Consider the following 12,649-nt stretch of genomic DNA (forward strand, 5'->3'; position numbering starts at 1 on the left):
CTTGCCTCTAATAAAAACGAAAATGCAGCGCACAAAAAAGCGGCCGCGTACTTCCGCGAGCCGCTATAACTGGCTTATAGACTATTTGGGTTACGGTTTAGTTGCACGTAAATCAGTATTTATTCTGTTAAATCAGATTTATCGTGTGCCGCGCTCAATAATGACGCCAACCTGACGCGCCTGCGCGACAGCGCCCGGCTTGCTGAGCTTGATCCGCAGCCAGGGAATCGAGAAGCGCTGCATCAGCATGTGCGCGACTTCTTCGGCTACGCGTTCCACCAGAGCAAAGCGCTGGTTTGCCACGTGGGCAATCACCGCCTCGCTGACATCGGCATAGCTCAGGCAGTCGTTGACATCGTCACTGGCGGCTGCCTGACGGTTATCCCAGCCCATTTCGATATCGAACACCAGTTTCTGCTGGATGGTCTGTTCCCAATCGTAAACACCAATAGTTGTGATTACAGTAAGTTCTTCAATAAATACGATATCCATCACGCCATTCTCTGTTTTTGTCGCTGTCGGATACCACTTCCGACGGAATGTGCGTATTATCCACAGATGAGAAGAGTAAAACGACCCTTATTAAACGTCTCTCTATACAAACTAAACGGAATAGCGTTATGAGTGTTACCGCGCTTGGTATGATGTTAATCGCGTATCTGTGTGGCTCTATTTCCAGTGCGATTTTGTTTTGCAGAATTGCGGGGCTACCCGACCCGCGCCAGCATGGTTCCGGGAACCCCGGAGCCACTAACGTATTGCGTATTGGCGGCAAAGCGGCCGCTGCAACTGTATTGGTATTTGATGTTCTGAAAGGCATGCTGCCAGTGTGGGCGGCTTACGCGCTGGGCGTTCCCCCGCTGTATCTCGGGTTAACCGCTATCGCTGCCTGCCTCGGCCATATCTATCCCGTCTTTTTCCACTTTCGCGGCGGCAAAGGTGTGGCAACGGCGCTGGGTGCCATTGCCCCTATCGGCTGGGATTTGACGGGCCTGATGACCGGTACTTGGCTACTGACCGTGCTGCTAAGCGGTTATTCCTCGCTAGGTGCGATTGTCAGTGCGCTCATCGCGCCGTTTTATGTCTGGTGGTTCAAGCCACAGTTTACCTTCCCCGTCGCGATGCTCTCTTGCCTGATACTGATGCGTCATCATGACAATATCCAACGCCTCTGGCGCGGACAGGAAAGTAAAATCTGGAATAAGCTACGCAAGAAGAAGCAGCCAGAAGACGAACAGACGTCCTCCGAAGAATAAGACAAAAAAATTCCCGTTTTCACGGGAATTTTTTTATGAAAGATACCCCTAAATAATTCGAGTTGCGTGAAGGCGGCGACGCAGTGAATCCCCAGGAACTTACTCAAGTAAGTGACTGGGGTGAGCNNCAACGCACATGCAGCTTGAAGTATGAAGGGGGAATTTAGAATCGGCCGATGGCGGCAAATTCCTGCGATTGCACTTTAAACTGAGACATACTTTCTGCCAGCAGACGCGCCTGATCTTCCAGTGAGCGCGTGGCAGCGGCGGACTCTTCTACCAGAGACGCATTTTGCTGTGCGACTTCATCCATCTGCGATACCGCAAGATTCACCTGCCCAATACCATTGCTTTGCTCACGCGTGGCCGTTGAGATCTCACGCATCAGGGATGTCACGCGCGCCACGGCGTCAGAAACGTCATTCATCGTTTCACCCGCCATTTTCGCCATCACAGTACCTTCACTGACGCGACTTTGAGACTCTTCCATCAGCATTTTGATCTCTTTAGCCGATTGCGCACTGCGCTGCGCCAGACTGCGGACTTCACCCGCCACCACCGCAAATCCACGCCCCTGCTCACCCGCACGTGCGGCTTCAACCGCCGCATTCAGCGCCAGAATATTGGTCTGGAACGCGATGCCGTCAATCACCGCCAGAATATCGCCAATGCGTGCGGAGCTACTGGAGATCATCTGCATTTTCTCAATCATGCTCCCCACGGTTTCGCTGCCTTTATTCGCAATATCGGATACATTTTGCGCCAGCGTATGCGCTTGCTCTGCACTTTCCGCATTCAGCGTCACTGTCGCGGTCAACTGCTCCATGCTGGCTGCGGTTTCTTCCAACGAGGAGGCGGACTCTTCCGTACGCGCGGCTAAATGGGTATTACCGGAAGATAGCTCACGCGTACCGACGTCAATCTGCATACCGGCATCACGGACGCGGCTCACAGCGGTTGCCAACGAATGCTGCATGGCCTTCATCGCCTGAATCAGGCGGCCAATTTCATTACCGCCGCCATCGGGAATGTGCTGAGTCAAATCACCACGGGCAATAAACTCCAGTTGACCAACCGTCTCTTCAAGCGGGGATAGGATAGAACGCTTCAATGCGACCCAAGCCGCCAACACCAGCAACAGAACGGATACACAGACAATGCCGATGATCATCAGACGGTTGAATGCGAAGCTTTCCGCTTCTGCGAGCATGTTTTCCCCGACTTCCAGACCGAAATCACGGAATTCGTTCGCGGCCTTATCCATATTAATGCTGAGTGGTGGTAACACGTCCTGAAACAGCACGTAATAGGCTGCAACATCGCCGAGTTTCAGCGCATCCAGCATCGGCTGCACGCCAAGATTCATGTATTGCTCGTAGTTGCTTTTAACCTCTGCCGCCATTTTAGCACCGCGCTCCGTGACGGTACCGTAGGAAAGAAAGCGAGCCATTTCTTTGCGGGAAAGCGCCGTGTAGGCCTCTGCTCTCGCGATCGATGCATTCGCCAGATCGATTTGCCCGATGTCCATCTGACGAGCCGCCAACGCCGCCCCTGTTCTTGCACGCAGTGAAGCGATATAGCTCCCCGCCAGCGCCGTGACTTCTTTGCCCTGAATCTTGTCGATTGTCGTCAGCGACGTAATTCCCTGCTTGATTGAGGTGATGCCAATTCCGCACACCAGCAATAACAGCAGTACCATCGTTCCTAACAAAGCAATCAAGCTCGTCTTGATTGTGATGTTTCTTAACATTTTTGTTTCCCTGATATTACAAATGACAAATAAATGCGGAGAAATGCTCCACATAACGTGATCCAGATCATACTCCTATCGGTAGCAAGCCTGCTTTCTTTAAAGAAATTTTAGTAACGAAAGTATTTTTACTTAAACGACCCGCGCAAGCGCATCACGCCTTGCACACGCTAAAAATCAGGGACATTAAACGCTTTTTGGCTATAATGACGGCCACGCTATTTCAGGTTTAAGAGAAGGAAACCGACATGAGTCTGAACAATGTCCCGGCGGGTAAAGATCTGCCGGAAGATATCTATGTAGTGATTGAAATTCCCGCGAACGCCGATCCGATCAAATATGAAATTGATAAAGATACCGGTGCACTGTTTGTAGACCGTTTCATGTCTACGGCCATGTTCTACCCATGCAACTACGGCTACATCAACCACACGTTGTCTCTGGATGGCGACCCGGTTGACGTTCTGGTTCCGACCCCGTATCCGTTGCAGCCTGGCTCAGTGATCCGCTGCCGTCCTGTTGGCGTGCTGAAAATGACCGACGAAGCGGGCGAAGATGCCAAGCTGGTTGCCGTTCCACACAGCAAGCTGACCAAAGAATACGATCACATTAAAGACGTTAACGACCTGCCTGAACTGCTGCGTGCACAGATCGGCCACTTCTTTGAACACTACAAAGATCTGGAAAAAGGCAAGTGGGTAAAAGTGGAAGGTTGGGATAACGCTGCTGCGGCGAAAGCTGAGATCGTTGCTTCCTTCGAGCGCGCGAAAAACAAATAAGCGCCACACGATATGCCTTAAAGTCCTTACGGGCTCAAGATATCGCATGATCAAAAACACCGCCTTACGCGGTGTTTTTATTTATAGCGACCATGACTTGATTGACGACTCGTCCTCAAGCCCCTTCTTCATCTTCTTCGCTGCGCTTTAGCCAGTCACCACTGGCAATACGCGTCAGCCCTGCAACAGGGTGCTTATACAGATAGATCCAGGCACTGCCCAGAGGCGTCGGAATCAGCTCACGTTGGTATTCGTGGCCGTCCCGCTTTAAGGCATCCAGTTCTGTCAAAATCGACGAACTAATGCGATAGACCTCGCAATGGATCTCTCCATCACCGGGTACCACTGCCGGATAATGGCCGAGATCGTACAGCTCGAAACCTGCGAGCTGACAATCCCCTAACCATTGTGCATTCGTCATCCAATGACTGTTTCCCTGTTTGCGTCGTAAACTGCCGTAAACAATAATTCGCATCGCTAGAACTCAAACTGATAGAGCACATCTAATGCCTGACTAATTCCAGACACCGCTTCCAAGTATAGTTTTGGCATCAGGCGATAACGTAGCGTTAACGTTGCCAAAGAATCGAATATGCCAACACCATATTTCACTTGCAGACCCGGAAGGACGTAGCCGCTGACGACAACCTGAGAATTATCGCCAACACCCTGTGTATCCAGAGCTAAATTACTTACGCCAAAGGCCTCGCCGATTTTACCCACAACTTGACCACTTTGTGCAACCCCTAAACCGACTAACATTGAGGTCATTGCCGAGCTATCTGCTCCACCGCTGTCCAAACCCTGCCCACGCAGCAGATAAGAGAGCGCTTCCTGCTGCGACATCGCCGGATCGGAGAAGACTTCCAGCTTCGGCGTCGTGGCCATGCCAGTAACACGCACGCCAGCAATGACGTCATTCTCCGTGTTGTCTGGGTTACGAATGGCTTCGATATTCAGGATCGGCTGATCCGGCGGGCCGGAGAACAGAATCAGCCCTTTGCGGACGATCAGATCCTGCCCGTAGGCTTTAAAGCGGCCAGATGGAATATCGATCTGGCCGTTCAGCCCTAATCCGCGCTCGTCCTGAACCATTTTTAGGTCGCCCTGTAGGCGAGCCGCCAGCCCGAACGCATCCAGTTGCACATCATTCCCGACGCGGATCGTCAGGTTGCTGTTAATCGGAATCGCGGCGCTGGCTTTCTTCAACGGCTGGCGCTGGGCATCCAGCATCACTTCATCCGATGACACCGCCACCGCGCTTTCCGGCATGTCTTTAACCACAATGCGCGCCCACGGAATACTGACCGATCCGTTTAACGCGAACAACTGCGGCGTGGCTTCGAAGACCATATCCGGTGAGACATCCAGCCGCGCCATCGGCGGGATCGTCACCCGCAGCTTCTGGCCTTTCGCCGCAATGCGCGCACGCCAGGCATCAGGCTGTGACCAGTCCGCATTCCCGCCCAGGTTCAATTGCCCGTTATCCGTTTTCAGGAAGCCTTGCAGCGTTGACGACATCCCACTGAAATGCACCGCCAGCCGCCCGTTGGTCAGATCGACCGGCATCCAGTTGCCGTCAATATCCAACCGCTCCAGCACCATCTGTCCGAAGATCTGAGGACGTGCCGCATCCCCCGCCAGACGCAGGTTCGCATTCAGGATCCCCGCCGCTTTTTCTCCTTTACTCAACGCAGGGTTGAGCAGCGCCAGCGAAATCGTGTTGATCGTGACGCTGCCGCCGAGATTGCGCCGGCCCCGTGGGTCGGTTACCTGAATATCACCGCTGAAGCGTCCGTTCTCGCGAATCGCCATCAGCCAGCCGAGCTGCGCCCGCCCGCGATCGAGCACAGCATTCAACGTAAAGGTATCGAAATCAATCGGCAGCGTGTTGCCCTGCATCTGCTGGCGAACGCTGACGCCGTTACCCACTAGCGACACTTTCGCCTGCGGTAAACCTTGCCCCGCCTGCCAACTGATATCGGCACCACCGGTGAACGTCCCGGCCAGCACGGTATCCGCCGTCAGGAAGGGTTTCAGCATGGCGAGATCGAAGCGGTTCAGTCGAATGCTCGCCTGTCCGCTCGGTCCGGCCTCAATCGCTTTTGGTACGCAGAGCTCTGCATTCGGATTCCGCCAGCAGTGCGTGCCGATAGTAATTTTCTGCTGCGCATTCAGGTAATCCAACGCCATATCCTGCGTCAGACGCCATTCACCCACCGGCGTGTCGAAGCGGGTATTGTTCAGCGTGCCGCGCCAGCGCTGTTCCTGACGATCAAAGCTGCCCGAAAGTGCCAGTTGCCCCGCGACCGGTTCACCCTGCATATTCAGGCGAAGCTGGTGCTGCTTTTCATTGCCGCTGGCATCCAGCGTCAACAGCGCAATATTCAGGCCATCCTGCTTTAGCGCTTCAAGACGCACGGCCAGCTTGCCCTGAATCTGCTGCTCAGAGCGCACATCGCCTTCCACCCTCACACTGCTAATCGTCATCGCCTGCCAGCGCAGGCCGGACGCCGTGATATCCACCAGCATCTGCGGTTCACGCAGATTGCCACGGAGTTTGAGTGTGCCGATAGCACGCCCCACCAGACCGGGCAACATACCGTCCAGCGACGGCGCATTGATGTCAGCATCCAACTGCCACTTATCGCTCAGATCGCCTTTGACGTTCAGTTGGTTGCGGCCTAACGCCAGATTCAGCGCTGGAATTGTCCACTGTCCCGCCGCGTTACCGCGCAGTTCACCTCTGGCCGTGAGCTTATTCGCTTTCACGTTGCCGTCCAGACGCAGTTCCGGCACCTGCAACTGCCAGCTACCACCATAGACGCTGCCGCGTGTCGTTATCTTGCCATCTATTTTCGCGGGCCATTCAGGCCACTGTTTCGCGGTGTTAATCCCGTTCAGCAGTAGCTCGCTGCGCCAGCTTATGGCTTTGCTCCAGTCGATAAGCGCCGTCAGGTCGGCATTCCCCTGCAATGCCGCCAACCGCAGGCGGCTTAGCGTAAACTGCTGTTCGTTACCTTTGCCATCCAGCAGCAGCGTCGCGGGGGGAATGTCCGCCCCACTCAGATCGCAGCGCAGCGACAGCGCATAGTCGGTCGCTTTGCCGTTAAAACGCAGCCTGACGTTATCAGCTTGATACTGCGTCGCGCCCGTCAGCGGCCAGCGCACGCGTCCGGTTTGCAGCGTCAACGCCAGCGGCAGCCCGGCTTCCGCCAGTTTGGTTTGCAGATCCAACTGGGCACGCTGCGGCCCAGAGAGGTTCAGCGCCACATTCAACTGTTCGCGTAGGCCACCTTCAACCGTCAGTTTCAGCTTCTCGCCTTTGATCGGATCGACGTTCAGCACGCCGTTCGCCGTCAGCGAGACGGGCCAGCTCTCGCTGAGCGTCGCTTCACCGCGCACATTCAGTCCGCCCTGCGGCGATTGGACGATCAGCTTGTCCAGACGCAAATGCTGTTGCTGAGTCGAGGCCTGCACGAAAAGGTTATTAATCAACATGTCCCGATCGCCCGTCAGCCGCAGCTGTTCACCGTGAATCTCGACAATATTCAGATCCAACGGCAGCGTGAACTGGGGTAAATCAGGTAATAGCGGTTTGGAGAATAGCTCGATCAGGCGTTCACCTAGCGGTTGTTCAGGCACGGCAGGCTTGTCAGAGGTGCTACCCGTTTTGGATGTCGATTCCGTCGGTATCGATGTCGTGGTAGTCGCTGCCGCAACCGTGTTATTTGCCTCTAGCACTTTATCGATTTGAAGCGTTTGCGATGAGCCTTGTTCCGCCGCCTCGCGTACGTTCGCCGCCGTTTCTTTGATGACGGATGCCATTTCGGCCGCCGTCACTTTGCCATCTTCCAGCACACTAACCGGCGTTTTTGGCAAGGCCACCAGCAGCGCACTAATTTTGGTCGGCAGCAGCGTCAGCGTGCGCCCTTCCCACTGCATTCCCGTACGGAATTCGCCCAGTGAAATCGCCGTGTCATCGACGGTAACCTGAACGCTGTTGAGTACCATCTGACGCAGAGAAATAGGGAAAGGTGCTGAGATCTCCGTGACGGGCTCTGAGGGCGGAGGTGGCTCTTCTGCCACAGGCAGGGCTTTGGTGTCCACGACGACATCCACGCGGTTCGCCGAGAGATCATTGATACATAACTGGCTTTTACGCAGGCACCCCAGCGCAAGCGACAGATGAAATTCATCACTCTTTACCGTCACGCCCGGCATTTGGTAGCTAACATTTTTTAGCGTCAAATCACGCCAGCCGCCGCTTACGCTGGCAATGTCCAGCCCCGGCACCACCCGTGTTGCGGTATTCAGCAACAGATGCAGACCTGGTGTGGTTCCTACCAGCAGACCCAGCCCAACAATAAGCAGCAATAAGAAAGCGACAAACCCAATGCCGACCCTTTTCCACCCGCGCCCTTTTCGTACTGGCGTCGCCGGCGCGTTACCCTGCGCGACGTTTTCTTCTGTTACCGGATCCTGGGCTTTTTTCTCGTTTTTCTCATCCATCATAATTCAGGCCCCAGCGCGATATAGAACTGCACATCGTTCTTCTTCTCTGCATCGCCGATCGGCATAGCAACATCGAGTTTTACCGGACCAATCGGCGAGGCCCAGCGCACGCCAACGCCCGTTCCGGTCTTGAAATTACTGCGTTTGATGTCATTCACTGCTTCACCTGAATCAACAAAAACTGCGCCCCACCATTTTCCCGTGACATTGTATTGGTATTCGAGCGAGCCGGTCGCCAGCTTGGACGCACCGGTCAGTTTGCCGTCGTTGTCGCGCGGCGAAATAGATTTGTACTTGTACCCACGGATGCTGCGATCGCCACCGGCAAAGAAACGCAGTGAAGGCGGGACGCGGGAGAAATTATTGGTTTCAATCCAACCCAGATTGCCGCGCGCGACAAAGCGGTGTTTATCCGCCAGCGTACGAATCCAGACGTTTTGCGCCTGAACCACGGCAAAGTCGATGTCCGAGCCCCAGGTGGTGTCGGAAATGTCGATAGAATAACGTTGCGTATCGCCCCATACCGGCATCAGCCCGCCGCGCTGGCGAGTTCGGTTAATGCTAACGCCCGGATAGATCAGCATCGTGGTATCCGTCACGCTTGCCTGCGTAAAGTGGTCGAGACTCCAGCGCAGGTTAATAGCCCGTTGCCAACCGCTGGAGAGATCCCAATAGCGTGCCACGTTCAGCGTGGTGCCATCAGATTTGGTATCATTGAGATCTTCGCGTTTGAAACCACCTTGCAGCAGGTAATACTGCTCAAGCGGGTTCTTCAGCAAGGGGATTTTGTAGCTAAAATCGAGTGATTGCTCCGGCGCGGACACGCTCAGGCTGCTTTCCAGACTGTGGCCCCGAGAATTCACCCAAGGCTTATTCCAGGTCGTTTTAAAGCGTGGGCCAACATCCGTGGCATAGCCGACGCCGGTCTCAATACGGTTACGGGTTCGTGGCGTCACCACGGCTTCCAGCGGCAGCACCTTATCGCTTTTCGATCGCTCGAAATCAGGTGAGACCACGACAGAATTAAACCACCCCGTCGCAGAAAGGCGGCGGTTTAACTCGCCGAGATCCTCACTGGTATAAGCATCACCTTCGTGAAACGGCACCAGATTTTGCAGATAATCATCGCGGATTTGTGCGCCCTGAAAATGAACGGCGCCGAAGCGATAGCGTTCCCCGCTGTCAAAATCGATATCCCAAAATGCTTCTTTCTCTTCCCGCATCACGCCAAGCTGGCTTTGCTGGAAGCGTGCATCGAAATAGCCTTTGCGTAATGACAAACCGTTCAACCCGCTTTTAAAGCGATCATAATCACTATGATTCAATACCGAACCAATCTCAGGACGATCGTCTTTAACCAGCTGTTGATAGTCTTTATCGTCATGCGCACCACCACGCAAGGTGATGTTCACCCCGGCAATTTTTACCGGTTCGCCGGCCGTCACCGTCGCAATCAGTACGGGTCGCCCGCCGTTAACGGCAGGCCGAAATTCGAAACCAATCTGGGGATCGTAATAGCCGAGCGCGCGCAATCCCTGACGGATCGCTTCATCGACGCGTGAGCGGAAACGCCCATCGGCATTCACCTCATCAACCGAAATGGTTGATAAGCGTGCCCGTACATTCTTTTGTAACTGCCCTTCCAGCCCCATGACTTGCAGACGCACATTCGCTGCCTGGCTCTCTGGGGCCAGCATCAGCAGCGCGCACATCAGGCCAAAAACCCGATATCGTGGCGCACCACAGCCAGCAAAGCTATTTTTTTGTCCTGCTATGCCTCTTTGCTCGGTAACGCTTTTTTTTCCAATGAAACTTTTCGTTGAGATGAAAATAGTCACTGAGCTCCCTGATAGATCGTTTTGTCGCCTAAAACCTTGTCGTCTAAAACCTATAGCATGGCTTTTATCACTTCGCCCGCCGCATTGACGGCCGTCGCTGTACGCTTACCTGACAATTCGCCACGCAGCGCCGAAATCTCCTACCAACTTTGCATGATATTAGTGATAAATACTAATTTTCCATCTTAAGAATAGATTTTCACCTACAAACATCAATATGCGGCATTACAGATAAACATTACCTTAACATTAAACACCATGAAGATATAAAGACAGCCCAACGCTTCTTGGTTATGCTTTCCATGAAAGCGGGTTATTTACCCAGTCTAGCTGGAGTTAACAACGTGATGAATTCAATTGATAAAACGCAGCGGATTACGCAATCCGATGCTTTACCGGGGCGTTCCACCCCCATGCCCGTCGCCAGGTTGCATGTCGTGCATGAACATTCCATGACGCATGTGCCAGACTCGATGTCCGTTGCGATTTTTGCGATGGGCTGCTTCTGGGGCGCGGAGCGTTTATTCTGGCAACAGCCGGGGATCTACAGCACGGCGGCGGGTTACATTGGCGGTTACACGCCCAACCCGACCTACCGTGAAGTGTGCAGCGGGCAAACCGATCATGCCGAAGCGGTGCGTGTCGTTTTCGATCCCGCGGTGATCGGCTACGAGCAGTTGCTGCAACTGTTCTGGGAAAATCACGACCCCGCGCAGGGCATGCGTCAGGGCGGCGATATCGGTAGTCAATACCGTTCCGCTATCTATACGTTCACGCCCGAGCAGGAACAGGCGGCACAGGAAAGTCTTCAGCGCTTTCAGCAAGCAATGCGGGAAAACGGTGACGGCCGCTCCATCAGCACAGAAATCGAGCCTGCGGGTCCATTCTATTATGCGGAAGACGAGCACCAGCAATACCTGTATAAGAACCCGAACGGCTACTGTGGATTAGGCGGTATCGGCGTCTGTCTTCCGCCTCAGCGTTGACCACTGGCGGTAATTTCACCGCTCCTGCTATAATGCGTCCGAACTGGGCAACACGTAGCCCAGTTATAGCCTTCAATAATGATCATAATGTGTTCATTTTAATGTGTTCACTTTTCTGAGCATCGCTGTGCCAATTTCGGTTTATGCAAAAACTTACCTAAAGTAAAAACTATGTTAAACAGTCTATTACTGATTCTTTTTCTTATTGCCATCAGTGCGTTTTTCTCGATTTCTGAGATCTCGCTGGCGGCATCCCGTAAAATTAAACTCAAATTGATGGCCGATGAGGGAAACCTCAACGCCGATCTGGTGCTCAAGTTTCAGGAAACACCCGGCATCTTCTTTACCGTGATTCAAATTGGCGTCAACGCCGTCGCGATTCTGGCCGGTATCATCGGCGATGCGGCATTTTCCCCGACGTTTTCCATACTGTTTGAACGCTTCATGTCACCCGAAGCCGCAGATAAAGTCAGTTTCATCTGCTCATTCGTACTCGTCACCAGTCTGTTCATCCTGTTTGGCGACCTCACCCCGAAACGCATTGGTATGATTGCGCCGGAAGCCGTTGCCGTACGCATAATCAACCCCATGCGCTTCGGTCTATTACTTTTCCGCCCGCTGGTTTGGGTATTTAACGGCCTAGCTAACGTCATTTTCCGCCTGCTCAAGCTGCCGATGGTGCGTAAAGATGACATCACATCCGATGATATTTATGCTGTGGTGGAAGCCGGTGCGCTGGCTGGCGTACTGCGTAAGCAGGAACATGAGCTTATCGAGAACGTGTTTGAGCTGGAATCCCGTACCGTGCCGTCTTCGATGACCTCACGCGAAAGCGTAGTCTATTTCGATCTGCGCGAACAGGAAGACAGTATTAAGGAAAAGATCGCCCAGCAGCCGCATTCCAAGTTTCTGGTTTGCGATGGCACGATCGATCAGATCGTCGGCTATGTGGATTCCAAAGACCTGCTGATTCGGGTGTTGGGAAACCAGAGCCTGACGCTAAGCAGCGGCGTGCAGATTCGTCCAGCGCTGATCGTCCCAGATACACTGACGCTGTCCGAAGCCTTAGAAAGCTTTAAAACCGCGGGCGAAGATTTCGCCGTTATTCTGAATGAATACGCGCTGATCGTCGGCATCATCACCCTTAACGACGTGATGACCACGCTGATGGGCGATCTCGTCGGTCAGGGAATGGAAGAACAGATTGTCGCGCGCGATGAGAATTCGTGGCTGGTTGAAGGCGGTACGCCAATAGAAGACGTGATGCGGGCGCTGAATATTGATGATTTCCCGCATTCTGGCAATTACGAAACCATCGGCGGTTTCATGATGTATACGCTGCGAAAAATCCCGAAACGTACCGATGCGGTGCGCTTCTCAGGCTATAAATTTGAAGTGGTGGATATCGACAGCTACAAGATCGATCAGCTGCTGGTGACGCGTCTGGAAGACCGCCCGATTGTCTCATCAAGCGTGAAGATTGATAGCGACGATTAACCGCCAGAAGACATATTCAACAAACCAG

The 12,649-nt window shown here is 53.6% G+C and carries 9 protein-coding genes; 4 read left to right on the forward strand and 5 right to left on the reverse strand.

Annotation, left to right across the window (positions count from 1 at the left end):
• Positions 1–138 precede the first annotated feature (138 nt).
• On the reverse strand, positions 139–492 hold the full coding sequence (gene folB / locus H0248_RS13600; RefSeq protein ID WP_010287496.1) for a bifunctional dihydroneopterin aldolase/7,8-dihydroneopterin epimerase: 354 nt from the start codon (positions 490–492) through the stop codon (positions 139–141).
• 128 nt (positions 493–620) lie between these two features.
• Here folB and plsY point away from each other — a divergent pair, with 128 nt between their 5' ends.
• Positions 621–1,256 (forward strand): glycerol-3-phosphate 1-O-acyltransferase PlsY, encoded by a 636-nt coding sequence (gene plsY, locus H0248_RS13605; protein ID WP_180786331.1) that lies wholly within the window; start codon positions 621–623, stop codon positions 1,254–1,256.
• Positions 1,257–1,419: 163 nt separating this feature from the next.
• Here the strand turns inward: plsY and H0248_RS13610 are convergent, their stop codons facing one another.
• Positions 1,420–3,006, reverse strand: coding sequence for a methyl-accepting chemotaxis protein (locus H0248_RS13610; RefSeq protein WP_180786332.1), 1,587 nt, complete (start codon positions 3,004–3,006; stop codon positions 1,420–1,422).
• 248 nt (positions 3,007–3,254) lie between these two features.
• Between H0248_RS13610 and ppa the strand changes: the two genes are divergently transcribed.
• Complete coding sequence (gene ppa / locus H0248_RS13615; protein WP_010278977.1) at positions 3,255–3,785, forward strand: inorganic diphosphatase; 531 nt, start codon at positions 3,255–3,257, stop codon at positions 3,783–3,785.
• Between the two features lie 115 nt (positions 3,786–3,900).
• On the opposite strand, the gene H0248_RS13620 is transcribed toward ppa, so the two are convergent.
• The 3 genes from H0248_RS13620 to tamA are packed head-to-tail and all read right to left on the reverse strand — an operon-like array spanning position 3,901 to position 10,012.
• Positions 3,901–4,260 carry a gamma-glutamylcyclotransferase family protein gene (locus H0248_RS13620; RefSeq protein WP_180786333.1) on the reverse strand — a complete coding sequence of 120 codons (360 nt, stop codon included), beginning with the start codon at positions 4,258–4,260 and terminating at the stop codon, positions 3,901–3,903.
• Between the two features lie 2 nt (positions 4,261–4,262).
• Positions 4,263–8,300: an autotransporter assembly complex protein TamB gene (tamB, locus tag H0248_RS13625; protein WP_180786334.1), complete on the reverse strand. Its 4,038-nt coding sequence runs from the start codon at positions 8,298–8,300 to the stop codon at positions 4,263–4,265.
• The gene (tamA, locus tag H0248_RS13630; RefSeq protein WP_180786335.1) at positions 8,297–10,012 is read right to left on the reverse strand and encodes an autotransporter assembly complex protein TamA; all 1,716 of its coding nucleotides are present in this window, start codon (positions 10,010–10,012) and stop codon (positions 8,297–8,299) included. Before tamA ends, tamB begins: the two co-directional genes overlap by 4 nt.
• A 473-nt stretch (positions 10,013–10,485) precedes the next feature.
• On the opposite strand from tamA, the gene msrA reads away from it, so the two are divergent.
• Both msrA and H0248_RS13640 read left to right on the forward strand, forming a co-directional pair.
• Positions 10,486–11,124 (forward strand): peptide-methionine (S)-S-oxide reductase MsrA, encoded by a 639-nt coding sequence (gene msrA, locus H0248_RS13635; RefSeq protein WP_180786385.1) that lies wholly within the window; start codon positions 10,486–10,488, stop codon positions 11,122–11,124.
• Between the two features lie 171 nt (positions 11,125–11,295).
• Positions 11,296–12,621 (forward strand): hemolysin family protein, encoded by a 1,326-nt coding sequence (locus H0248_RS13640; RefSeq protein WP_180786336.1) that lies wholly within the window; start codon positions 11,296–11,298, stop codon positions 12,619–12,621.
• The last annotated feature ends 28 nt before the right edge of the window (positions 12,622–12,649 follow it).

It is taken from the genome of Pectobacterium brasiliense (assembly GCF_013449685.1).
Lineage (GTDB): Bacteria > Pseudomonadota > Gammaproteobacteria > Enterobacterales > Enterobacteriaceae > Pectobacterium > Pectobacterium brasiliense_A.

Coding starts and splice junctions, on each gene's coding strand:
- ppa (WP_010278977.1), top strand. CDS start 3,255: ATGAGTCTGAACAATGTCCCGGCGGGTAAAGATCTGCCGGAAGATATC.
- plsY (WP_180786331.1), top strand. CDS start 621: ATGAGTGTTACCGCGCTTGGTATGATGTTAATCGCGTATCTGTGTGGC.
- msrA (WP_180786385.1), top strand. CDS start 10,486: ATGAATTCAATTGATAAAACGCAGCGGATTACGCAATCCGATGCTTTA.
- H0248_RS13610 (WP_180786332.1), bottom strand. CDS start 3,006: ATGTTAAGAAACATCACAATCAAGACGAGCTTGATTGCTTTGTTAGGA.
- H0248_RS13640 (WP_180786336.1), top strand. CDS start 11,296: ATGTTAAACAGTCTATTACTGATTCTTTTTCTTATTGCCATCAGTGCG.
- tamA (WP_180786335.1), bottom strand. CDS start 10,012: ATGTGCGCGCTGCTGATGCTGGCCCCAGAGAGCCAGGCAGCGAATGTG.
- tamB (WP_180786334.1), bottom strand. CDS start 8,300: ATGATGGATGAGAAAAACGAGAAAAAAGCCCAGGATCCGGTAACAGAA.
- folB (WP_010287496.1), bottom strand. CDS start 492: ATGGATATCGTATTTATTGAAGAACTTACTGTAATCACAACTATTGGT.
- H0248_RS13620 (WP_180786333.1), bottom strand. CDS start 4,260: ATGCGAATTATTGTTTACGGCAGTTTACGACGCAAACAGGGAAACAGT.